General features: G+C 68.8%; 18 protein-coding genes. 9 read left to right on the top strand and 9 right to left on the bottom strand.

The genetic code is table 11. From position 1 onward, the window contains the following. Positions 1-450: 450 nt before the first annotated feature. Positions 451-1,320: a hypothetical protein gene (locus tag ACIBL3_RS40015; protein WP_396359201.1), complete on the bottom strand. Its 870-nt coding sequence runs from the start codon at positions 1,318-1,320 to the stop codon at positions 451-453. A 747-nt stretch (positions 1,321-2,067) separates the two neighbouring features. On the opposite strand from ACIBL3_RS40015, the gene ACIBL3_RS40020 reads away from it, so the two are divergent. After that, complete coding sequence (locus ACIBL3_RS40020) at positions 2,068-2,520, top strand: hypothetical protein (RefSeq protein ID WP_396359202.1); 453 nt, start codon at positions 2,068-2,070, stop codon at positions 2,518-2,520. A 776-nt stretch (positions 2,521-3,296) separates the two neighbouring features. Here the strand turns inward: ACIBL3_RS40020 and ACIBL3_RS40025 are convergent. The 6 genes from ACIBL3_RS40025 to ACIBL3_RS40050 all read right to left on the bottom strand — a co-directional run bounded on the left by ACIBL3_RS40025 (position 3,297) and on the right by ACIBL3_RS40050 (position 8,990). Then, entirely contained in the window at positions 3,297-3,695 is a 399-nt protein-coding gene (locus ACIBL3_RS40025; protein ID WP_396359203.1) for a hypothetical protein, read from the bottom strand. Between the two features lie 229 nt (positions 3,696-3,924). After that, entirely contained in the window at positions 3,925-5,217 is a 1,293-nt protein-coding gene (locus ACIBL3_RS40030) for a DUF58 domain-containing protein (RefSeq protein WP_396359204.1), read from the bottom strand. Continuing rightward, positions 5,217-6,188, bottom strand: coding sequence for an AAA family ATPase (locus ACIBL3_RS40035; protein WP_396359205.1), 972 nt, complete (start codon positions 6,186-6,188; stop codon positions 5,217-5,219). The genes ACIBL3_RS40030 and ACIBL3_RS40035 overlap by 1 nt, the downstream gene beginning before the upstream one ends. Next, positions 6,185-7,327, bottom strand: coding sequence for a DUF4350 domain-containing protein (locus tag ACIBL3_RS40040; RefSeq protein WP_396359206.1), 1,143 nt, complete (start codon positions 7,325-7,327; stop codon positions 6,185-6,187). The genes ACIBL3_RS40035 and ACIBL3_RS40040 overlap by 4 nt, the downstream gene beginning before the upstream one ends. Then, positions 7,324-7,956: a DUF4129 domain-containing protein gene (locus ACIBL3_RS40045; RefSeq protein WP_396359207.1), complete on the bottom strand. Its 633-nt coding sequence runs from the start codon at positions 7,954-7,956 to the stop codon at positions 7,324-7,326. The genes ACIBL3_RS40040 and ACIBL3_RS40045 overlap by 4 nt, the downstream gene beginning before the upstream one ends. After that, positions 7,953-8,990 carry a hypothetical protein gene (locus tag ACIBL3_RS40050; protein WP_396359208.1) on the bottom strand — a complete coding sequence of 346 codons (1,038 nt, stop codon included), beginning with the start codon at positions 8,988-8,990 and terminating at the stop codon, positions 7,953-7,955. Before ACIBL3_RS40050 ends, ACIBL3_RS40045 begins: the two co-directional genes overlap by 4 nt. A gap of 230 nt (positions 8,991-9,220) precedes the next feature. Here ACIBL3_RS40050 and mtrA point away from each other — a divergent pair, with 230 nt between their 5' ends. The 5 genes from mtrA (at position 9,221) to hpf (ending at position 15,071) form a co-directional block, all read left to right on the top strand. Continuing rightward, the gene (gene mtrA, locus ACIBL3_RS40055) at positions 9,221-9,898 is read left to right on the top strand and encodes an MtrAB system response regulator MtrA (protein ID WP_141859693.1); all 678 of its coding nucleotides are present in this window, start codon (positions 9,221-9,223) and stop codon (positions 9,896-9,898) included. A gap of 140 nt (positions 9,899-10,038) precedes the next feature. Further along, complete coding sequence (mtrB, locus tag ACIBL3_RS40060; RefSeq protein WP_396359209.1) at positions 10,039-11,688, top strand: MtrAB system histidine kinase MtrB; 1,650 nt, start codon at positions 10,039-10,041, stop codon at positions 11,686-11,688. Continuing rightward, the gene (locus ACIBL3_RS40065; protein ID WP_396359210.1) at positions 11,685-13,466 is read left to right on the top strand and encodes an LpqB family beta-propeller domain-containing protein; all 1,782 of its coding nucleotides are present in this window, start codon (positions 11,685-11,687) and stop codon (positions 13,464-13,466) included. Before mtrB ends, ACIBL3_RS40065 begins: the two co-directional genes overlap by 4 nt. A 170-nt stretch (positions 13,467-13,636) precedes the next feature. Continuing rightward, positions 13,637-14,218, top strand: coding sequence for a ComF family protein (locus ACIBL3_RS40070; RefSeq protein WP_396359211.1), 582 nt, complete (start codon positions 13,637-13,639; stop codon positions 14,216-14,218). A gap of 229 nt (positions 14,219-14,447) precedes the next feature. After that, positions 14,448-15,071, top strand: coding sequence for a ribosome hibernation-promoting factor, HPF/YfiA family (hpf, locus tag ACIBL3_RS40075; RefSeq protein ID WP_396359212.1), 624 nt, complete (start codon positions 14,448-14,450; stop codon positions 15,069-15,071). Positions 15,072-15,183: 112 nt separating this feature from the next. Here the strand turns inward: hpf and ACIBL3_RS40080 are convergent, their stop codons facing one another. Together ACIBL3_RS40080 and ACIBL3_RS40085 are read right to left on the bottom strand one after the other, a co-directional pair. Next, complete coding sequence (locus ACIBL3_RS40080) at positions 15,184-15,996, bottom strand: S1 family peptidase (RefSeq protein WP_396359213.1); 813 nt, start codon at positions 15,994-15,996, stop codon at positions 15,184-15,186. Between the two features lie 168 nt (positions 15,997-16,164). Continuing rightward, complete coding sequence (locus ACIBL3_RS40085; protein WP_396359214.1) at positions 16,165-16,956, bottom strand: hypothetical protein; 792 nt, start codon at positions 16,954-16,956, stop codon at positions 16,165-16,167. A gap of 198 nt (positions 16,957-17,154) precedes the next feature. Here ACIBL3_RS40085 and ACIBL3_RS40090 point away from each other — a divergent pair, with 198 nt between their 5' ends. The 3 genes from ACIBL3_RS40090 to secA all read left to right on the top strand — a co-directional run bounded on the left by ACIBL3_RS40090 (position 17,155) and on the right by secA (position 23,056). Next, on the top strand, positions 17,155-18,690 hold the full coding sequence (locus tag ACIBL3_RS40090; RefSeq protein ID WP_396359215.1) for a BTAD domain-containing putative transcriptional regulator: 1,536 nt from the start codon (positions 17,155-17,157) through the stop codon (positions 18,688-18,690). 106 nt (positions 18,691-18,796) lie between these two features. After that, entirely contained in the window at positions 18,797-19,945 is a 1,149-nt protein-coding gene (locus tag ACIBL3_RS40095; protein WP_396359306.1) for a winged helix-turn-helix domain-containing protein, read from the top strand. A gap of 186 nt (positions 19,946-20,131) precedes the next feature. After that, positions 20,132-23,056 carry a preprotein translocase subunit SecA gene (secA, locus tag ACIBL3_RS40100; RefSeq protein WP_396359216.1) on the top strand — a complete coding sequence of 975 codons (2,925 nt, stop codon included), beginning with the start codon at positions 20,132-20,134 and terminating at the stop codon, positions 23,054-23,056. Positions 23,057-23,058: the final 2 nt, after the last annotated feature.

Consider the following 23,058-nt stretch of genomic DNA (forward strand, 5'->3'; position numbering starts at 1 on the left):
TGTCGCAAGTCCCAATCTCCCAGCACGCAAGGGCATTCTCGCGCTACGGCGCGCCCACTCCAGCCAACTCACCCCAGACCATCGGTGGATCGAGGCTTAGCCGGTTTCGGTACACCTCGGTGCCCGAACGCAGGCTCCTTCCGACAGCATGGTCGCGCATTTGTACCAGCACCCCAATGCCCCATCTGGGCATGAGCGTGCGGTATGCGGGATGTGAGGACGTTGCGGCGAGCGGACGAGGATGGTGTCGGCATTCCGCCTGTACCTGCACAGGCCTGGCAGGTCGGGGAGCAGTTCAGTCGTCCCGGGGCTGGAGCCGGGACGAGCAGCTCGGTGGCGATGGCGGCAGCGATTTCGTTGAGAGCACTGGGCAGCTCAGGCGTGTTGTCGTATCCGGCGCAGTACGGGAATCGCCCCGCCGTCGGTCGGCTCGTGCAGGTGTTGCGAGTTCTATGTGTCACATGGCTGCACGCCTGGCCAGTCCATGAGCTGCAGCGAAGCATCGCTCTTCTTCACCATGATCACGATCCCCCGGTCCTTGGTCCAGGTCACCGGAACGAGAAAGTAGGAGTCTTCGGATGTGGCGAGGAGACGTAGGTTGATGTACCGGTAGGGGTAATCCTTGGAGTCGATCTTGCTTTCGCAAAGAACGTCCGGGGGGTCCAGTCCCTGCGCCTCCACGACCAGTTGACTGCGGGTGTGCAGGATGACCTCAGGCTGGTCGGTCAGACCCTTTTGAGTGTCCTGGCCGATCCCGCGTCCGTAGGCGCTCGCGAAACTGTTGACCAGCCAGAACAGGCTGGCGATCACGATGCACCAGCCGATGACCCAGGCCACCGTTGAGATCGGAATCGAAGTCTGTCCCGGCCCTGAGGTGGGTTGTTTCGCCGGTCGGAACCGGAAGCTGTACAGCGCGAGGAGGGTACCCAGTCCCAGTGCTGTGGGGGTCGTTCCGATCAGCTCGTGGGCGGAGACGTTCCCGTCAACGATGCCAAGGGCCGCTCGGAACAAGAGAGCGGCGGCTCCGACGATGGCCGCCCAGAAGACGACCCTGGCTCGGCGTGGATGCGTGGTCTGCAGATCCCAGCCCGCGAGGCTCAGATGCGCCCAGTAACCCAACCCGATGAGAATCAAGAGCACCAGCAGCGGTACGAACAAGGACGCCGGACTCCGCAGAACGTAGTCAGCGCTCGAGTAGTCGAGAAGCTCGACATTCACGCCGAAGTAGGCGTACTCCGCATACGTGGTGACGTAGCCGTAGTAGTACAGAAGTGCCGTCACGATGGTGATCGGCCCCAAGACGGTGACTGCGAGCCGCAACCGGCTCAACCCTGCGGCAGCCGGGTCAGACGGGTTGCTTGTGCCCGGACCCGCACTCGTTGTCGCTGCTGGCTGGCCATTCGCCGCCGTCGTGGTGGCGGGCACTGGTTGTTCTGCGGAGTGGTCCGGCCGAGGCGCCGGGGGCGGACGCCGGCTGGTCGATCGGCTCACGACGACGGGGCCTTGTCGGGGCATTTCCCTTGTGCCGCAATAGGCTCGATATCGTGCTGGTAGCCAGGGCCACAGGCCGCGACGTAGAAGGGGCTGGGGCGCCATTGGACAGTCACGGGGTGGTCCGCCGTCGGCGGCTCAGTCAGGCGGTCGCACGGAGCGACGACGCGGTCGACACACTGCGTCTGGAGGACGAAGGTGAAGTGGCCGGTCCTGTCGACGTCACTGTCCGGGGCCGGAACATTCAGCCGAAGCACGCATCCTGGACTTTCGAATAGGCTCCTGGTGATTGGCTGCAAGGTCGGCAAGGTCTCTCCCTTGCAAGTGGGGGCGCGGACACTCGAAGGGGCGGCATAGGCGTGGAGCCAGCCGCAGTTCTGGTCGGTGTTGTGATCGGCGAACTGCAACGGGCCCGCAGTGCCGGACCCGGCCAGGTCGACCTGAAAACTGACGCTCACGATCGTGAGCTCCTTGAGCGGGCTCAAGTTGTTGATCAGGATGCAGTGTGGGCTGGTGCTGGGGACGAAATGCCCGGTCGACTGATTCGGGTGCTTACTGTCGACCGTGGGACCGCCGATGTTTCCGAGCGAGATAACCCCGCTGGGGGATCGTGGAGGTTTGGCGGTCGGCGAGACAGTGCCTGGCTTGTACGTCCGAAGCGTTGAGGGCGGCCGCGATGAAGGAGCAGTCGACCCGGTTCCCCTTGAGGTCGGCCGCGATGGGGGAGCCGTCGACCCGGTTGCCCTTGTGGGCGTCGGCGATGGAGGAGCCGTCGACCTTGTTGCCGTTGTGGGCGTCGTTACCGGAGAGCCTGATTCGGTCGGACCTCCCGAGGATGGTGTTTCCGTGGGCGGCGAGTCAGCGGAGTTGTTGGCCGCGTCGGACGAGCAGGCCGTGATTAATGAAGCGCACAGGATCGCGGTCAAGGCTGCCACGCGGAGATCCAGGCGCTTGTGGGCGCGTCGCACCATCGGTGGCACAGGGGGCGTGCATGCCGGACGGGTGCTTTCCCTTGGCGCAGGAACCTGATCGATGCCTGTTGTCCCCATCGTGTCTCTCCCCCTTTTCCCGTCGCAAACGGCCACGCGCGCCCGACGGGATGAAGACCCTTGTGCCAGTGTCCTGCCGGGGCAACTGGGCTGCAAGGGACCAACTCACGCTAAAAAAACCTCGAGGTCGAATTGGGCCGCAACCGCTCGCCTGACAACGAACGCAAAGCACCCAGCGATGGTTTCCGCGAAAACAGCCAGGGCGGTAATGACAGCGGCGCTGTCTCCCACTGTGCGCATTTCAACGACGTACTCGTGAGTCGATCCGTTGATCCGGCAGTTGTGCCCTGGTGGTCCTCGGCTTCGGCGTCAACCGCGTCTCGTTCATTTACCTGTTCGGAGCGGCCCAGCGCCCGCCTGATACAAAGCCGATGGTCCTGCATCCTCGTCTGTGTCGTCCGTCGCAAGGGCCGTGACCACTTCCCGCCGCGAATCCTTCGAGGTCGACCGTGACCGGACACGGCAACGGCGGCTGCTGTCGGCGGTGCCGACGTACGTCGAGTTGCAAGACGGTGAGGGACGGCCCTACCCGACCCCCTTGGGCGGGACATTCGACGCCGCGCGGTGACTTCGATCGGTTCTTCGACGACTCGCAGTCTGGCCACGCAGTAGGCGTGGCCGTGCGGGATCTCAGCAGGTCGGTCCTCAAGTCGACAAGACGATTGGTGCCGCCCGCATGACCGGACTGATGGACGACATCGCCGACGTGCGTCCGATCGCCGATCCGAGACCGGAGTTTCGCAGGATCCCGGCTGCTCAGGCGTCCGGATCCAGGCCCGCCAACTTGAGTGCCTTGCGCCATTCTCGGCTCGAGGGATCTGGCCCGATGCTGGCGTAGAGCGCGCGCCGAGCCTCCCGTTTGTCGAAGTAGATCTTGCTGTCCACTCGCCACGCCGTCAGGGGCTCCTCGGTGGAGCCGTGGGGAACCTCGACGACGAAATAGTCCATACCGAGTCGAGACGCGATGCCCAGTGGACTCGGCTTGGTGTGTCTCGTGGCCAACTCGCCGGCGCACGCCCGGTGGTCATGGTCGGCCGGAATGACATCAATGGCTGGCAGGAGCTTGCCTGCAGAGCGCACGTAAAAGGCCGGCGACTCGCTGCCGTCTTGCATGACCGCGAACAGTCGCACGTCGGAGGTCTCGTCTTGGTTCACGATTCGACTCATCGATGCGATAGCGCTCTTCTCGAAGATTCTATGGGTTGGACCTTCGAGGCGCCCGCTCATCGGCATGTGTGTGCGTTGGCCGGCGGTCGAGGTGGTCGGCAGGCTTCCGGTATGTCGCGGATCTGCTGGCGGATCGCAGCCCGCGCGGGAGGACCGCACAACGCGGGACGCGGCGATAGCAGCAAGGGGGAGTTGGGTGGGTGGCGTGTGGGGAGGACTAGAGGCGGCCGGCTTTCTTGAGGGATAGGTAGGTGTCGGCCAACGCGGGGGCGATTTGGGCGGGGGGCTCGTCTACTACGGTGACGCCGGCTCGAGTGAGGATGGCGGTTACTCGTTCGCGGTCGAGGCGGGTGCGGGCGGCTGAGGCGGCGCCGTAGACCTCGATGAGGTCGGAGCGGGTGGACTCGAGTTCGGTGAGGCGTGGGTCGGCGACTGAGGCCAGGACGATGACGTGGCGGCGTAGGAGGGGACCGATCACCGGGAGCAGGGATTCCTCGATCACGGCGGGGTCCAGGCCGGTCAGGAGTACGACGAGGGAGCGCTGGCCCAGCCGCTCGAGTACCTGCGACACCACGACCCGGAAGTCCGTCTGCACGAGCTCGGCCTCGACGTTCGCCAGTGCGTTCACGAACGACGGCAGCACGTCCTCCGGCGCCGGTCGCCGTACGTCGGCACGCACCGCCGAATCGCAAGCCAGCAAGGAAACCCGGTCGCCGGCACGAGTAGCCAACGCAGCCAGCAGCAACGCCGCATCCATCGCATGGTCGAGCCGAGGCGCATCCCCAACCCGCCCGGCCGACATCCGGCCGGAGTCGATCACGATGGCGACCTGACGATCGCGTTCCGGTCGCCAGGTTCGCAGTACGACGTTGCCGCGCCGAGCCGTCGCCCGCCAGTCGATGCTCCGGACGTCGTCCCCAGGCACGTAGTCCCGCAGCGAGTCGAACTCGGTCCCCTGCCCACGCACCAGCAAGGCAGTCCGCCCGTCCAGCTCCCGCAACCGCGCCAGCCGCGACGGCAGGTGTTTGCGGCTCGTGAACGGCGGCAAGGCCCGCACCGTCCACGGCACCGAGTGCGACCCCTGCCGTCCAGCAAACCCCAGCGGACCGACAGACCGGATCGTCACCCGATGCGCTTGCCGGTCACCCCGCCTGGTGGGCAGCAGATGCGTCGTCAGCCGCCGCCGCTCACCATGCGGCAGGTCCAGCTTGTGCGGTGGATCCTGTACGCCGGCCGACGGCGGCCACGCGTCGCGCAGCAGCCCCTTGACCCGTCGACCCGGGTTGGCGACCAGCAACTGCACCACAGCCGGCTCACCCAGCCGTACGGCGTTGTCGCCCTCACGGCTGAGCTGCAACCGCCGGGGCGAACCGGCCAGCAGGATGTCGACCAGGCAGACCACCAGCACGACCGCGACCACCACGCCGACGCCGCCCCAGCTCGGCATGAGCAGAGCAACGAAGACCACGCCCGCGCCAGCGAGCAGCCCAGCCCTGCCAGTGAGAACCATCAGCGTGGCACCGGCACCGTAGCCAGGACGCTCTCGAGTACGGCGTCAGCGCTGACGCCCTCGAGCTCCGCCTCCGGCCGCACCTGTACTCGATGCCGAAGGCAAGGACGCGCCATCGCCTTCACATCATCCGGAATCACGTAGTCACGCCCCGACAACCACGCCCACGCCCGCGACACCGCCAGCAACGCGGTGGCCCCACGCGGCGACACACCGAGCTGCAGCGACGGCGACTGCCGAGTGGCCCGGCAGAGATCCACCACGTACGCCAACACGTCCTCCCGGACCGCAACCCGCCGTACGGCGTTCTGCCCGGCCAGCAGGTCCTCCGGGCCGGCCACCGGCCGCAGTCCGGCCCCAACGAGGTCCCGCGGGTCGAAGCCCTGCGCATGCCGAGCCAGTACGGCGATCTCCGCATCGCGCGGCGGGATGTCGAGCGTCACCTTCAGCAGGAACCGGTCGAGTTGGGCTTCCGGCAACGGATAGGTGCCTTCGTACTCGATCGGGTTCTGCGTAGCGGCGACGACGAACGGCACCGGCAGCTTGCGCGGCTCACCGTCGACAGTGACCTGCCGCTCCTCCATTGCCTCCAGCAGTGCGGCCTGCGTCTTCGGCGGCGTCCGGTTGATCTCGTCGGCCAGCATGATGTTGGTGAAGACGGGACCCGGCCGGAACTCGAACTCACTGCTCTTCGCGTCGTACACCAGCGAACCGGTGACGTCACCCGGCATCAGGTCCGGGGTGAACTGCACCCGCTTGGTGTCCAGCCGCATGGCCATCGACAACGCCCGCACCATCAGGGTTTTCGCCGTACCCGGGACGCCTTCCAGCAGCACGTGCCCGCGGCAGAGCAGCGCGAGCACGAGCGCCGTCACCGCGGTGTCCTGGCCGACCACCGCCTTGCCGATCTCGGTCCGCAAGGCGACCAGGGCCTGCCTGGCCTGCTCGGCGGTGACCTCGGTAGTCGTCACGGGTGTCGTACCTCCTGCGTCAGTACGTCGAGTTCGTAGGACAAGGACATCAGGGCGGCGTCGCTCAGTGGTGGAAGGCCGTAGAGCAGTTCGTACAGCATGGCCGGGTCCCGGCCGGTGCGCGCGGCAACAGTCGCGACCACAGCAGATGGGTCGGCGCGCCGCGGGATCCCGTGCGCCTGGTGCAGCTTCCCGAGGGCTGACTCACGCAGAGCGGCCGCGGCACGGTCGCGGGCGCGTGAGCGTCGGTAGAGCCGAGCCCTGCCCTCAGTGGTCTCCGCAGCGTGCACGATGACCGGCAGCCGCTCGGCAACCACCGGACCGAGCCGCCGACCACGCCAGATCGCTACGACGAGTACGGCGAAGGCCAGAGCCCACCCGATGTACCGGACATCCGGCGGGACAAGTGGTGGCGCGTCCTCGTCGGGCCCGTCGTACCCGCTCGACTCCCACTGCGGCAAATACCAGGTCAGGTCCTCGTGGGTGCCGATCAGGTTGAGTGCGAGCGCCGCGTTGCCGTCGTCAGCGAGCTGGTCGTTGGTGAACGAGCGCTGCGACCCCACCACGTCGACGATCTGGTCGTCGGTCTCCAAGCGGACGACCGTGTTCGTGATGCCGTCGCCGTAGCAAGCCTGGGCTGTGGAGGGCGCGGAGTACGTGGATCCGCTGACGTTCACCGTGCCGGCCTTGACCGCGGCAGGCAGGTCGCAGTCCGGATCCCGGCTGCCCGAGGCCAGGTACTGACCGGAGTCCCGCACACCAGGCGCCAGCGCCTCCAGAGCACGAGAGCCGGGTCGGATGAGGACGATGTGGCTCCAGCCTGCGTGGGCGATCCGCTCCCAGTCAGAGCGATCCAGCTGACCCATCGGCCCGATCAGCAAGGTCTGACCGGCTCCTGGAGCCAGTGCGTCGTTCAGGTCCTCGGTGCCCTGCACGTTGACGCCGTGCTTCTCCAGCAGCGCCGCGAGAGCACGTGCTCCGTTCTGCTCGGTGGAGTCCGGGCTGAACGGTCCGGAAGTCCGTGCGGCGGTCGCGATCAGGATGACGATCGCCGCCAGCACGATCAGGCCAGTGACGAGCAGTGGCACCCGCAAGAACCGCCAGCTCTCACCAGCACTTCGTCCGACCGCCGTATTCACGCTTGCACCAACGCCTTGGCCGTCCGGGCTGCGTTGTCAGCTGCGACGACGACTGCGTACCGCTCCGGCGTACCAGGACGGTTGCCATAGACAACCTCGGTGAACGCCAGCGCCGCGGGCTGCAACGGGTCTCGCAGGGACGGTACGGCGCGGCCCGCGTCGGCCACCACCTCGTACGCAGTCCGGCCCGCCCGCTCGTCCAGAATGGTCCGCTCGGTCAGCTCCGCCACACAGGCACGGAACCGGCTGCGAACAGCGAGCGCATAGTCGCCACCGGCGGCCTCCCGCTCGGCCTGCGCCCGGTACTCCGCCGCACGACGCGGCCTGGCCGTGTCGAAGACCGCCTGACCCTTGATGCGCTGGCTGGTCCGCAGCACACCGGCCCGCCAGAGCACCACGATCGCGATGAGGATGATCAGCCCGATCAGCATGTACAGGCCGGCGTGGCCGCCCGGCGACGTCCCGGACAGGCTGCCCATCAGGTCGGCTATCCACTCGATCACCTTGCTCAACGCCCGCTCGATCAGCGAGTCGCCGGACTGCCGGTACGCCGACTTGGACAGCTCCTCGGCCGCCTCGGCGGCAGCCTGGTCCCGGCCGATGTCGATCGGGGGCTCCAGGATGATCACGGCGTACCTTCAGGTCCCTGAGTCGGGCCCTGAATCGGACGCAGCACCGGCCGCATCCACAGATCGAGGCCCTCCCGCCGTACCCGGAGGTCCAGGTAGATCAGGGCCTGGACGGCGGACATGAAGGCCAAGGTGGCGATCAGCGTGATCGCGGTGGCCAGCCCGGCGGCGACACCGAGCACGACCGCGGCGATCGTCGCGCTGCTGCTCTCGCTGCCGTCGGCCCAGGAACCGACCGTCATCACCAGCGTGGTGACGCCGAACTGCAGGGCGTAGCTGACGATGTTCACCACCAGCCCACCGAACAGCAGGATGCCGAACACTCGCCAGAACTTGCCCTTCACCAGCTGCCAGGACCGCTTCAGCGAACCCCAGACGCCCACCCGGGCCGGGATGTGGAGCCCGATGTCCGGCGCGTGCCGGCCCTCCATCAGTACGACGGTCCCGGCGAGCAGCAACCGGATGCCGAAGATCAGCACGAACACCGCGCCGAGCAGCATCATCACGATCGCCACCGCACCGGCCACGTCGGACGACACCGCGGACTCGGCCCCGGAACCGATGCCGACCACGGCCAGACCCCAGCCGCCGATCAGCAAGATGAACGACAGCGACTGCACCAGCCCGACCGCGGCCAGTGCGGGCAGCGCGGGCCGGACCAGCCGCAGCAGCTCCAGTGGCCCGACCCCGTGGGCCAGTTGGCTCCGTACTGCGGCCAGCGCGATGATGCCGGCCAGCATGCTCGACACGACGGTGAACAGCACCAGCTGGACGCCGTACGTGAGCAGCAGCGCCGCACCGGCCTGCTGGAACGGGTCCTCGGCTCCGAAGAACCCACTGATCCCACCCGGTACGGCGATCTCGGTCAGCACGGCCTGGACCGCGAGCAGGGCGACGGCCGACAGCACCGGGAGGCCCAGCATGATCGTCTTGTTGTCGGAGATGGTCCGGGCGGCGTTGTCGAGCAGGTCCGCGGGCAGCCACGGCCGCAGCGGCTCCGCCGCCGGGTCCTCGTGCAGGCTGATGTCCGTCACCCGTCACCTCCCTCCGTCGAACCGCGGGCCCGGCTGGACCGTGTAGTCCATAAGTTGTCCCGGGCCAGGGCTGTGCACCATGATCACAGCCCAAACCGGGGTCACTCGGCGATCCGGCGCGTGCATTACCCGGGGAATGGGACACTATCCGTAGTGCGTACGGTCAGCATCCGCTGGGCGCACAACGATCGGACGGCAAGGAGCAGGGCGTGGCAGACGGTAACCGGACGATGCGAGGTCGCATCCTCATCGTCGACGACGACACGGCGTTGTCGGAAATGCTCAGCATCGTGCTGCGCAACGAGGGCTACGACACCTATCTGTGCGCGACCGGTGACAAAGCGGTACCGGCGTTCCGGGAGTTCAAACCGGACCTGTTGCTGCTCGACCTGATGCTGCCCGGGATGGACGGGATCGACGTCTGCCGGGCGATCCGGGCCGAGTCCGGCGTCCCGATCGTGATGCTGACCGCGAAGAGCGACACCGTGGACGTGGTGCTGGGTCTGGAGTCCGGCGCGGACGACTACGTGGTGAAGCCGTTCAAGCCGAAGGAGCTGGTGGCCCGGATCCGGGCCCGGCTGCGCCGGATGGACGAACCCGGTCCGGAGTCGCTGACCATCGGCGACCTGACCATCGACGTGGCCGGGCACTCGGTGAAGCGGGCCGGTGAGACGATCCAGCTGACCCCGCTGGAATTCGACCTGCTCGTCTGCCTGGCCTCCAAGCCCTGGCAGGTGTTCACCCGCGAGGTGCTGCTGGAGCAGGTCTGGGGCTACCGGCACGCGGCCGACACCCGGCTGGTCAACGTGCACGTCCAGCGACTGCGTTCCAAGATCGAGAAGGACCCCGAGCACCCCGAGATCGTGGTGACGGTCCGCGGTGTCGGCTACAAGGCGGGTGCGGACTGATCGAGTACGGACGCGACCAAGAGTCGCAGGCGGCCGCCGACGCCCCGGCCGCCACGGTCGGGCCGGAGCAGCAGCCACCGGCCCCGGCCGAGCAGGAGACGGCGGAGACCCGCGGGACGGAGCTCGAGCTCACCGCCGCCGTGGCCGATTGGCCTGCCTACCCGCAGCCGCTGTGGCGCACGCACCCGAAGCACTGGCCGGACATCTGGCGCCGGTCCATCCAGGCCCGGATCGTCACCGGCACCCTGCTGATGTCGACCGTCGTGCTGATCCTGGTCGGCTGGGTGATGATGAGCCAGGTCACCGACGGCGTGCTGGAGTCTCGCCGTACCAGCGCCCAGGCGGAGGCGATCGCGCAGCTCGCCTCGCTGTCCAACACGATCGACGCCGCCGCCGCCGACCCGAACACCATCAACCAGCGACTGTCCGAGCTCGTGCTCGGCACCAACCGCCCGGGTCTGTACGACGTCCTGCTGGTGCCGGGCGACTCGTCGTCGACCAACGCGATCCGCTACACCGGCCTCGTCGACAGCGACTCGATCCCGACCGAGCTGGCGTCGTCGGTGATGAGCGACGACACCAAGCTGTGGGACACCTACACGGTCATCAACTACCGCGACGGGCCCAGCGTGCCCGGCCTGGTGATCGGCTCCCAGCTCCGGGTCCCGACCGCACCCACCGAGCGGTACGCGGTCTACTTCCTCTTCCCGCTCACCCCGCAGCAGGAGACGCTCGACGTCGTCCAGCGCGCGCTGGTCACCGCCGGCCTGCTGCTGGTCGTCCTGCTCGGTGCCGTCGCCTGGCTGGTCACCCGCCAGGTGGTCACCCCGGTCCGGATGGCGCGGCGGATCGCGGAGCGGCTGGCGGCCGGCAAGCTCGAGGAGCGGATGCAGGTCCGTGGCACCGACGACCTGGCCCGGCTGGCGGTCTCCTTCAACAAGATGGCCGGCAACCTGCAGCGGCAGATCCGCCGGCTCGAGGAGCTGTCCCGGCTGCAGCGCCGGTTCGTCTCCGACGTCTCGCACGAGCTGCGCACGCCACTGACCACGGTCCGGATGGCCGCCGACCTGCTGCACGAGAGCAGGGACCAGTTCGACCCGATCAGCCGGCGCTCGGTCGAGCTGCTGCAGAACGAGCTCAACCGCTTCGAGGAGCTGCTCGCCGACCTGCTCGAGATCAGCCGCTTCGACGCCGGTGCGGCCGCCCTCGACCTGGAGGACGTGGACCTGCGCGACATCGTCAACCGGGTGCTGGAGAACCACGAGGCCCTGCTGGAACGCAAGGGCTGCGAGGTCCAGTTGGACATGCCGGAGCCGTGCCGGGCCCAGGTCGACTCGCGCCGGATCGAGCGGATCCTGCGCAACCTGATCGGCAACGCGATCGAGCACAGCGAAGGCCTGCCGATCCGAATCAGTACGGCGTGCGACGACGACGCGGCCGCCGTCGCGGTCCGCGACCACGGCGTCGGCTTCCGGCCCGAGGAGGCCGAGATGGTGTTCAGCCGGTTCTGGCGGGCCGACCCGGCCCGGGCCCGGACCACCGGCGGCACCGGGCTCGGCCTGTCCATCGCGCTGGAGGACGCTCGGCTGCACGGCGGACGCCTGGACGCTTGGGGCTCGCCCGGCGACGGGGCGTACTTCCGGCTGACGCTGCCGCGGCGGCCAGATGTCACGCTGTCCGGGTCGCCGCTGCCCGCGCGCCCGGCCGACGCCAGCCGCGTGGTGACGGAGAAGTCCCTCGTCGACGTGGGAGCGCCGTACCAGAAGCTGACCGGGGGTGAGGACCGGTGAGGCGGAAGCTGCTTGCGGCAGTGCTGGCGGTCCTGCTGCTGGCCACCGGCTGCGCGACGGTGCCGACCAAGGGCACCATCCGCAACGCCGGCCGGGAGGGCCTGGCGCCGGACTTCGGCGGCGTCGGCGTGGAGGCCAAGCCGCCGCGAGCGGATGCCCAGCCGCTGCAACTGGTGAACGGCTTCCTGGAGGCGATGTCGGACTCCCGGGCCTTTGACGTGGCCCGGCAGTACCTGACCCCGGAGGCTGCGGCCGCCTGGAAGCCGGAGTCGCAGACTGTGGTGTACCAGCAGGCGCGGGACGCAGTCAGCAGCGTGCGCGCCGACCAGGTCCGGTTGCGGGCAGGCATGATCGCCGCCATCGACGACCGCGGCTCCTGGACCCCGGCGAAGGTCGATGCCCGGGTCGACTTCACCTTCAAGCTGGTCAAGGTGGACGGCCAGTGGCGGGTCGCGACTCCGCCACCGGGGGTCTACCTGAGCAGCAACCAGCTCGACCCGAAGCTTGCCCCGCGCAACCTTTACTTCTTCAACCCGGGCAAGGACATGCTCGTCCCCGACCCGGTCTACCTGCCGGTGAACCTGTCGGCCGGCCAGGCCGCCACCCAGCTCGTCCAGGAGCTGCTGAAGGGCCCGACCAGGCGGCTCGGCAACGGCGCGATCTCGCTGGCCCCGCCGGGAACAGCGGTCCAGGTGTCGGTGCCGGTGGAGGTGGGCGTCGCGACGGTGGCCCTGAACGAAGCGGCGGCTCCGCTGCGAGACACCGAACGGCGCCTGCTCGCGGCCCAGATCGTCTGGACCCTCAACCAGATCAACCTGCGGGTCAAGATCACGGTCAGCGGCGCCCCGCTGCTGCCCGACGAGCCGGACGTGCTGCCGTTCTCCAACTTCGGAAACTACGACCCGCAGGTGCCCGACGGCGCGATGACCGAGCTGTTCGGCGTCCGCTCCGGCCGGATCCAGCGGATCGAGGGGCTGGACGGAGCGTCCGACATCGCCGCCCGCCCGCTGAACAGCAGCAGGCTGTACGACTACCAGGCCGAGTCGTTCGCAGTGAGCCTGCGCGGCGACTCCGGCGCCATCGTGACCACCGAGGACGGCGACAAGGTGGTGGCGTACGCCCGGCTGGAGAGCACCGAGGACGACAAGTCCGAGCAGGTCCGGAAGATCCAGACCGAGGGCCGGGTGCTGCGGCCGAGCTTCGACAACCAGGACAACCTCTGGGTCCTGGACCGCGCGGACGGCCCCGTGCCGCGACTGCGGGTCCGCAACCGCGACGGCACCGCACTCGCCGACGTGACCACCAGCTTCCACGGCGACGCACCGGTGGCGCTGCGGATGGCTCCGGACGGCGTCCGGGCGCTGCTGGTGATGCGGTCCAAGACCACCGGCGAGAACTACGTGCAGACCGGGACGATCCAGACCGCCAGCGGCGGCAAGCTGGTGCTCGGGCAGCTCCGCCAGCTCCAGCTGCCGCTCACTGCCATCACCGACGCAGCCTGGAACAAGCTAGGCATCCTGGTCGCCGGGACGTCGCCCGACGTCGGCAACATGCGGCAGCCCTGGCTGGTGAACACCGACGGCTCCGGTCGACAGTTGCTGCCGGGCGCGTCGTCCGGGTTCGAGACCGCGCTGCTGGCGTCGAACCTGAACAAGGACACCCTGCCGGTGGTCGAGGACGTGAAGGGTCAGCTGCACTGGCAGACCCGCGACCTCACCTGGGTCGACATGGACAACGATGCCAACGCGGCCCCGATCGTGCCGACCTACCCGGGCTGAGTTGTCCACAGGCGGTGACTGACCAGGTTGCGCATGGCGGTCCGGTCGCGGATCGTTGAGCGGTGCCGGTGCGGGACGCGTTCGTGGATCTCGTCCTGGGTGGACGCTGCGCGGGCTGCGATCGGCCCGGTGTCACTCTGTGTGGTCGTTGCCGGGAGCTACTGACCTCGGTGACTCCGTTCCGTGCTTGGCCGGACCCGCGACCGTCCGGACTGCCTCCACCCATCGCGAGTGCGCCGTACGCCGATGAGTTGCGCAAGCTGATCATCGCCCACAAGGAGGAGGCCCGGTATGCGCTGGCCCGGCCACTCGGGGCGGTGCTGGCAGCCGCCGTACGTGCTGCTCTTGGAGAGCGGCGGGCGGTGTGGTTGTGCCCGGTGCCGTCCGCGCGATCGACGGTCCGGCAGCGCGGGCACGACCCGTTGCGCCGGATCACCCGAGCGGCCGCGCGATCCCTGCGGCGACAGGGAATCGACGCCCGTCCCGCGGCCGCGCTGACCGTCGTACGGCGTCCCGACGACCAGGCCGGGTTGTCCGCGCAACGCCGTACCGCCAACCTGGACGGGGCTTTCGCGGCTCGTTCGCGCTGGGCTGAAACGCTGACGGATCAGCCGGTCCTGCTGGTCGACGACGTGATCACCACCGGTTCCACGCTGGCCGAGGCGGGCCGGGCCTTGGAATCGACCGGAATCCGGGTGCTCGGCTGCGCGGTGCTGGCCGCGACCCGGCGGCGCCGGCCGTCTGGTTCATGAGAACTTCCCTACCGGTTTTCGCCGAAGCCGACTAGCGTTGGCCTATGACACCCGCTAGGGACTGTCGGGCAGGGATGTGGTGCAGGGCCGGATCAGCCGGAATCCTCACCGCGGAGTCCGATCGGTCCGCTCGCGGGTGTTCTCGTTTCGGGCGCCCCAACCGCAACCGACACAAGGCAAACGGGGGTCCGGAGACGTAACAAGAAGTCGCCGATCGATGGAGGTTTCCGTGGACGTCGTTGTCAAGGGTCATCACTGCGAGGTCAGTGACCGCTTCCGGCAGTACGTCGAGGAAAAACTCGAGCGGATCGAGAAGGTCGATCACCGGGTACTGCGGTGCGAGGTAGAAGTCAGCCAGGAGAAGAACCCGCGACAGCACGATCGGGCGATGCGTGTCGAGCTCACCATGTACACGAAGGGACCGGTGGTCCGCGCCGAAGCGACCGGCGAGACCAAGTCGGCAGCGTTCGACGTCTGCCTGGACCGGCTGCGGGCGCAGGTCCGCAAGGCGGCCGACCGCCGCCGGGTACACCGTGGTGAGCGGGCGCCGGAGGGCCTTCGGCACGTGAACGCGAAGCAGCCACTCAATGAGACAGCTCCAGTGGAGGAACCAGCCGCCGAGGACGAGGTGGCGACGTACAAGTTCGGATCGCTGACGGTGACCGGTGACGGTCCGTTGGTGATGCGCGAGAAGACCCACACCGCCAAGCCGATGTCCCTGGACCAGGCGCTCTACGAGCTCGAACTGGTCGGACACGACTTCTACCTGTTCGTCGACGCCGACGAGAACCAGCCCAGCGTCGTGTACCGCCGCCGCGGCTACGACTACGGCGTCATCCGCCTGGCCGTCTGACACCAGGCCGCGAACTGCGGGAGGAGCACAGTTACGAGGGGCCGGGCACCCGCCCGGCCCCTCATCCTTCCCCTGAAGGTCTCTCGGCGCCGCGAGCCTGCGCCGAGCGTTTCTAGCTGTCGATCTGGGCCTGGAGAGCGGTCGCGTAGGTGGCTACCTCTGCGTAGACGCCCGGGTTGCCGGCGTCGGCGCAGCCCACGCCCCAGGAGACGACGCCGAACAGGCGGCCGTTGAGGACGAGCGGGCCGCCGGAGTCACCCTGGCAGGAGTCCTTGCCGCCTTCCTCGAACCCGGCGCAGATCTCGCCGTCCGCGGTGTACCCCTCGCTGGCGTACGCCTTCTCGCAGTACGCGTCACCCAGCACCGGCACGTCGACCTTCTGGAAGGTGTCCGCCGGCCCGGTGGCCTCGGTCTCACCCCAGCCGTACACGACCGACGCCGCACCGGCCGCGTCCGCCGCCTTGTCGGTCTCCAGCGCCAGCGTCGGCACGCCGTCGAACGGCGTGGCCAGCGTCATCACTGCAACGTCGTGACCGGGCTCCTTGCCGTACGCCGGGTCCACCCAGATGCTGCTGATCTTGGACTCCTTGCCGCCGGACGCGGTCAGCACGTCCCGGCCCTGGATCGCCGTGTAGGTGCTTGCCGCCTCCTGGGCGCAGTGCGCGGCGGTGACGATCTTGTTCGCGGCGACCAGCGTCGAACCGCAGTACTGACCGCTCGGGGACGGTGAGCCGCTGTTGTTGAGGGCAATCGCCCAGGGGGTGTCCGCGGTCTTGGCGACCGTGCCGCCGACGATCCGGGTCTTCGGCCCGTCGGGCGACTGCGCGGCCGACGCGGAGCCGGCTACGGCCACCGCACCGAGGGACGCCACGGCCAGCACACCGGCCGCCAGGGCGGCCCGGACCAACTGCACTCTTCCTGTCATGCCTCACTCCAGGTTGATAGGGGCCACGCGGGCGGCGCGGCCTCCTGGGAGCGTCTCCCGAACACCGTGCGTAGCGCACCTCCCACTTGCGGTAACTCCCGAGTTATGGCCGCCGGCCGGTGCCCCGTGCCGGCCGGCGGCCCGATCACCGGCCCAGTCACAGCCCAGTCACAGCCCGATCGTTTTGCCGTCGAGCACCTGGCTCTTCGCGGGAGCCTTCGGCGTCCGCGCCTTGCCGTAGGCGCTGAAGCTGAACCGGTTCTTGCCATCGGACATACGGACCAGCCGGGCGGTCTCGGTGTCGATCCACATCTCGGCGCCGGAGTCGGTGAGCCCGACGCACCGGACGCCGTCGACCGTCCGCGCCGCGACCTTGCGCGGCGGGGCGGCCGTGTCCGTGTCGTCCTCGCCGAAGACCGCCGTGAAGAACCGGCCGGGGGTGACCAGGTCGACCATGTCCTGGGTGCCCTTGTCGACCTTCGACAGCTTGATCCACTTGTTCTTCAGCAGTCGGACGGTCCGCGCGGTCTCGGCCGGGCTGCTCTTCTCGGCCTTCGCCTGTGCGCGGATCGCCGACTCGGACAACTGCAGATAGACGGCCTTGCCGATCGCGCGGACGGAGTACGACGCGCCCGCGAGGGTGAAGGTGCCCTCGCCGCCACCCTTGGTCAGGGTGATGTCGAAGGTCATCAGACCGTCGGTGTCGTCGATGGTGCCGCGCATCCGCAGGTTGGTCGCCGCCAGGGACGCCGCCCGGGTCTTCTTCATGATCGTCCGGACCGGCAGGTTCTCCAGCCCTGCGTTGGCCGGCGACGAGGTCGGAGTACTGCGAGGCGCTGTCGCCGAGGTGGTGACAGCCGGTTTGCCGTCGCCGGCGGAGTCGGCGTCGGGGCCGCAACTGGTCGTGACCAGCGCGATCGTGGCAACCGCCGCGGCGGTGCGGATCCAGGGGAAGGACATGTCTCGGACTCACCTTTCGGTACGCCGGCATCCGGCCGGTGCTCGTTCTCGTTTCGTCCAAGAGCGTGGATCCGCGCACTGCCTTCCCGCCGCCGTCCGACTGCGCGCGACTGCGGTCCGCCTGCCGACCCGCTGCTGGATAGACTGCCGTCGGGCTGAGGGCAGCTCGGTCTGAGCGGATCGGGAGGGTGCTGACCAGTGCCAGGGGCGGTCGACGACTCTGTCCGGTTCTCCTTGCTCGGACCGGTGCGGGCCCGTCGTGGGTCGCGCGAGCTGGATCTCGGTCCGGCCAAGCAGCGCGCCGTACTGGCGAGTCTCCTGCTCTCCGCCAACCGGCCGGTCCCGCCGAGCCGGATCATCGACCTCGTCTGGGGCGACGACCCGCCGGAGAACGGCCCGAACGTCGTACAGAAGTACGTCGCCGGACTGCGCCGGGTGCTGGAGCCGGAGCGGGCACCGAGATCGTCCGGTCGGCTGCTGACCCTGACCGACGGCGGCTACCAGCTAGCCGTCGCCCCTGGGGACACCGACGTCGACCTGTTCAGCGAGCACGTCCGTACGGCGGGTCGGCTGCATGCCGAGGGTCGCCTGGCTGAGGCCGCTGCGGAGCTTCGGACGGCACTGTCGTTGTGGCAGGCGGAGCCGCTGGCCGGTCTGACCGGCGCGTACTTCGAGGCCGCCCGCGCTCGGCTCGCCGACGAACGCGCCGCGGCTGTGGAGGAGTGGGCCGAGGTTGAGCTCGAGCTGGGGCACCAGCAGAGCCTGCTGCCGGAGCTGTCCCGCCTGGTTGCCGAGTTCCCGCTGCGCGAGCGGCTGCGCGGCGTACAGATGCTTGCCCTGTACCGCGCCGGCCGCCAGGCAGAAGCGCTGGCCGCCTACCGCGAGATTCGCACCCTGCTGGTCAACACCCACGGCGTGGACCCGAGCCGCCACCTCCAAGACCTCCACCAACGGATCCTGCAAGACGATCCCACCCTCGCCGCCTCCACGCCACCACCGCCCATGCCAGCCGCTGCCCCACCCGTAGCCGACCCCGCGCCGTGGTCGCACACTCCCGCAGCGCCCTTCGTTCCGCCGGCGGCGCACGGGGAGCGGTTGCGTTTGCGGGACTGGGCACTGAAGTTCCTTGTCGCGGCGGTCCCGGTTCTGTCGATCGGGATGCTGGGCGGTCCGGCGATGGGCGTCGTGGCGGTACGGCGACGCAGTACCCGCCTCGGGTTGGCAGCCGCGGGGTATCTGGCCGCGACGATCGTCGGCGCCGTGATGATCGACTCGAGCAGCGACGAGATCACCAGCACCAAGGACGGTCTCGGCGTCACGCTGGTGATCGCCTCCGCACTGGTCTGTGCCGTGCACCTGGCGGTGATCGTGCCGAGGCAGCCCCGGCAGGCTCCGGAAGACGAGACGCGCCGGCAGTACGGGCGCCAACTCGCGGCCGAGCACCCGCAGATCGCCCGCCAGCTCGGGATCGGGCGCCCCGACCTGCCGAACCAGTTCGAGGACGGCGGGTTGATCGACATCAACGATGCGCCCGAGGCGGTCCTGCGGACGCTGCCCGGCGTCTCCGCCGAGCACGCCGCGCTGATCGCCGCCGATCGGACCCACCGCGGTCCGTTCCGCTCCCTGGAGGATCTGGCCGCGCGCGGTCTGTTCCCGTGGCCGATCCCGCCGCAGGTGGCCGAGCTCGTGCTGATCATCCGGGTCCAGGACACCGTCGACGGCGACCGCCGGTGATGGTCGCCGGTAATTGTCGGTGGGTCCCGGCAGAATCCCTGCTGTGACTAGCCAGGTGTTGTCGACGGCTCAGGCGCGGCGCGTGGCGCTGGCGGCGCAGGGTTTCATGGATCCGCGGCCGAAGGGTGTGCCGGACATGCGGGCGCTGGCCCGGGTGCTCGGCCGGATCGGCCTGATCCAGATCGACTCCGTCAACGTGGTGAGCCGCGCGCAGTACCTGCCGCTGTACTCCCGCCTGGGTCCGTATCCGCGGGAGCTGCTCGACCGTGCCGCCGGGAAGGCGCCCCGCCGCCTGGTGGAGTACTGGGCACACGAGGCGTCGCTGGTCCCGGTCGAGACCCACCCGCTGATGCGCTGGCGGATGGCCAATGCCGCAACCGAGGCCTGGGGTGGTCCGCGGTCGATCGCCCGTGAGCGGCCGGATCTCCTCAAGCAGGTGATGGCGGACGTCCGTGACCACGGTCCGCTGACCGCGCGCGAAATCGACGACGACGTCGAGCGGTCGAAGGAGAACTGGGGCTGGAACTGGTCCGATGTGAAGCGGGCGCTGGAGTTCCTCTTCTTCGCCGGCGAGATCACGGTGGCCCGGCGCAACCAGCAGTTCGAGCGGATGTACGACGTACCCGAGCGGGTGCTGCCGAGCGCCGTGCTGGCGACACCGACGCCGTCGCTCGACGAGGCGCACCGTGGGCTGGTGTCGATCGCGGCGCGGGCGCACGGAGTGTCGACGGCGCAGTGCCTGAAGGACTACTTCCGGACGGCGCCCGGGCCGACTGCGCAGGCGATCCAGGAGCTCGTCGAGGCAGGTGAGCTGATTCCGGTCCAGATCGACGGCTGGAAGCGGCAGGCGTACCTGCACCGGGACGCGCGGCTGCCGCGGCGGGTGAACGCGCGGGCGCTGGTCAGCCCGTTCGACTCGCTGGTGTTCGAGCGGACCCGGACCGAGGTGCTGTTCGACTTCCGGTACCGGATCGAGATCTACGTGCCGGCCGAGAAACGGATCTACGGGTACTACGTGCTCCCCTTCCTGCTCGGGGACCGGCTGGTCGCGCGGGTGGACCTCAAGTCGGACCGGGCTGCCGGGGTGCTGCTGGTCCAATCGGCGCACGCCGAGCCGAAGGCGCCGGTCGAGACCGCGGACGAGTTGGCCGCGGAGCTGATCCAGCTGGCCGGGTTCCTCGGGCTGGACCAGGTCCGGGTGGCCGGTGGTGGTGACCTGTCGCCAGCGCTGAGTGACGCTCTGCGAGGATCCTGAGGCGACGCCGGGAACTTTCCGGCGCGGCTGAGCGTGGGTCCGTTGGGGCCCGGGGCACGCTGCGGGCGTGGCTTGGCACACCCGGCCCCGTACGATGGGGGACGCACGCCCTTCCCGTCAGGTCGGCCGTGCCCTGTCGGCGTCGGCCGCAACCAGGCTTCAGCAGCAAGGAGAGAACTCCCCACCATGAAGGTGATCGACAAGGTCCTGCGGATCGGCGAGGGCAAGATCCTGCGTCAGCTCCAGGGCATCGCGAAGATGGTCAACTCGATCGAGGACGACTTCGTCGGGATGTCCGACGAGGAGTTGCGCGGTCAGACCGCGGAGTTCAAGCAGCGGCACGAGAACGGGGAGTCGCTCGACGCGCTGCTGCCGGAGGCGTTCGCGGTCGTCCGGGAGGCGGCCAAGCGGACTCTGCACCAGCGGCACTACGACGTCCAGATCATGGGCGGCGCCGCGCTGCACCTGGGCAACATCGCCGAGATGAAGACCGGTGAGGGCAAGACGCTGGTCGGCACCCTGCCGACGTACCTGAACGCCCTGTCCGGCAAGGGCGTGCACGTGGTCACGGTGAACGACTACCTGGCCAAGTACCAGGCCGAGTGGATGGGCCGGGTGTACCACTTCCTCGGCCTCGACTACGGCGTGATCCTGCCGCAGATGACGCCGGCCGAGCGCCGGGTCGCCTACGGCAAGGACATCACCTACGGCACCAACAACGAGTTCGGCTTCGACTACCTGCGCGACAACATGGCGCAGAGCATCGACGACTGCGTCCAGCGCGAGCACAACTACGCGATCGTGGACGAGGTGGACTCGATCCTGGTCGACGAGGCCCGGACCCCGCTGATCATCTCCGGCCCGGCCGAGGACTCCCAGCGCTGGTACGTCGAGATGGCCCGGATCGCGGGCACGCTGAAGCCCCGGATCGCCGACGACAAGGTGCCGGAGGAGCAGCGCCCGGTCGCCGACTACGAGGTGGACGAGAAGAAGCGCACCGTCGCGATCCTTGAGCGCGGGATCGAGAAGGTCGAGGACCGGCTCGGCATCGACAACCTGTACGAGTCGGCCAACACCCCGCTGATCAGCTACCTGAACAACGCGCTGAAGGCGAAGGACCTGTTCCGCAAGGACAAGGACTACGTGGTCGTCGACAACGAGGTGCTGATCGTCGACGAGCACACCGGCCGGACCCTGCACGGCCGTCGCTACAACGAGGGACTCCACCAGGCGATCGAGGCCAAGGAAGGCGTCGAGATCAAGGAGGAGTACCAGACGCTGGCGACGATCACGCTGCAGAACTACTTCCGCCTCTACGAGAAGCTGGCCGGCATGACCGGTACGGCGATGACCGAGGCGGCCGAGTTCCAGAAGATCTACGGCCTCGGCGTGGTGCCGATCCCGACCAACAAGCCGATGATCCGCGCCGACGAGCGGGACCTGATCTTCCGCACCGAGGACGCCAAGTTCGACGCGGTGGTCAAGGACATCGTCGAGGTGCACGGGACCGGCCAGCCGATCCTGGTCGGCACCACCAGCGTGGAGAAGTCCGAGCGGCTGTCCGCCCAGCTGCGCAAGGAGAACATCGCGCACGAGGTGCTGAACGCGAAGCAGCACGCGCGCGAGGCCGCGATCGTCGCCGAGGCCGGCCGCAAGGGCGCGGTCACGGTGGCCACCAACATGGCCGGCCGCGGTACCGACATCATCCTCGGCGGCAACCCCGAGTTCCTGGCCGACAAGGAGCTCCGCGCCCGCGGCATCGACCCGGCCGAGTCGATCGAGGAGTACGAGACCGAGTACCCGACGGTTCTCGAGCAGTTCGAGAAGCAGGTCAAGGACGAGCAGGAAGAGGTCCGCGACGCCGGCGGTCTGTACGTGCTCGGCACCGAGCGACACGAGTCCCGCCGGATCGACAACCAGCTGCGCGGCCGGTCCGGCCGGCAGGGCGACCCGGGCAAGTCCCGGTTCTACCTGTCGCTGGAGGACGACCTGATGCGACTGTTCAAGCGCGAGATGGTCGACTGGGCGATGGCCCGCAACAACGACGACAGCCAGCCGCTGGAGAACAAGGTCGTCACCAAGGCGATCGCGTCGGCACAGTCCCAGGTCGAGGCGCAGAACTTCGAGACCCGGAAGAACATCCTCAAGTACGACGACGTGATGAACCGCCAGCGGCACGTCGTGTACGACGAGCGCCGCCGGGTGCTCGAGGGCGCCGACCTGCGTGACCAGGTGCAGGACATGCTCGAGGAGACCGTCACCGGCTACGTGCAGGGCGCGACCGCGGACGGGTTCGCCGAGGACTGGGACCTGGACGCGCTGTTCACCGCGATGAAGACGCTGTACTCGACCGAGCTGACCGAGGACCAGCTGGTCGAGGATGCCGGTGGTGACAAGGCCGGCCTGACCCAGGACTACCTGATCGAGGCGTTCGTCGCCGACGCCAAGGCGGCGTACGACCGGCGCGAGGAGTCGCTCAGCTCGGAGGCGATGCGCGAGCTGGAGCGTCAGGTCGTGCTGAGCGTGCTGGACCGCAAGTGGCGTGAGCACCTGTACGAGATGGACTACCTGCGCGAGGGCATCGGCCTGCGCGCGATGGCGCAGCGCGACCCGCTGGTCGAGTACCAGCGCGAGGGCTACGACATGTTCGCCGCGATGATGGAGTCGATCAAGGAAGAGTCGGTCGCCTTCATCTTCAACGTCGAGGTGAACGTCGAGGCGATGCAGGCCGAAGCGGCGCTGGCCACCGAGGCCGCGGAGGCCGAGAGCCTCGAGGGCCGCCGGATCGAGGACATCCTGACCCCCGGTGCGCCGGTGGCGGAGTTCCCCGGCCGGGACCAGGGCGAGGACCGGCCACAGGACACGCCGCGTCCGCGCGACACCCCGCGGCTGCGTGCCAAGGGTCTGACCGGCGACAGCCGCCCGCAGCGGCTGTCCTACTCGGCGCCGACGATCGACGGCGACGAGGAGGTCGCGGTGCACCAGGACGGCGCCGACGAGGGCGGCCTGATGTACGCCGGCACCCCGCGCAACGTGGCTTGCCCGTGCGGCTCCGGCAAGAAGTACAAGCGCTGCCACGGCGACCCGCAGTCGGACGTCTACAAGTTCTGAGA

This window comes from Kribbella sp. NPDC050124, assembly GCF_044460355.1.
In the GTDB taxonomy this organism is placed as follows: Bacteria; Actinomycetota; Actinomycetes; order Propionibacteriales; family Kribbellaceae; genus Kribbella.

Coding starts and splice junctions, on each gene's coding strand:
- mtrA (WP_141859693.1), top strand. CDS start 9,221: ATGCGAGGTCGCATCCTCATCGTCGACGACGACACGGCGTTGTCGGAA.
- ACIBL3_RS40085 (WP_396359214.1), bottom strand. CDS start 16,956: ATGTCCTTCCCCTGGATCCGCACCGCCGCGGCGGTTGCCACGATCGCG.
- ACIBL3_RS40030 (WP_396359204.1), bottom strand. CDS start 5,217: ATGGTTCTCACTGGCAGGGCTGGGCTGCTCGCTGGCGCGGGCGTGGTC.
- secA (WP_396359216.1), top strand. CDS start 20,132: ATGAAGGTGATCGACAAGGTCCTGCGGATCGGCGAGGGCAAGATCCTG.
- ACIBL3_RS40020 (WP_396359202.1), top strand. CDS start 2,068: ATGTTTCCGAGCGAGATAACCCCGCTGGGGGATCGTGGAGGTTTGGCG.
- ACIBL3_RS40080 (WP_396359213.1), bottom strand. CDS start 15,996: ATGACAGGAAGAGTGCAGTTGGTCCGGGCCGCCCTGGCGGCCGGTGTG.
- ACIBL3_RS40095 (WP_396359306.1), top strand. CDS start 18,797: ATGGATCCGCGGCCGAAGGGTGTGCCGGACATGCGGGCGCTGGCCCGG.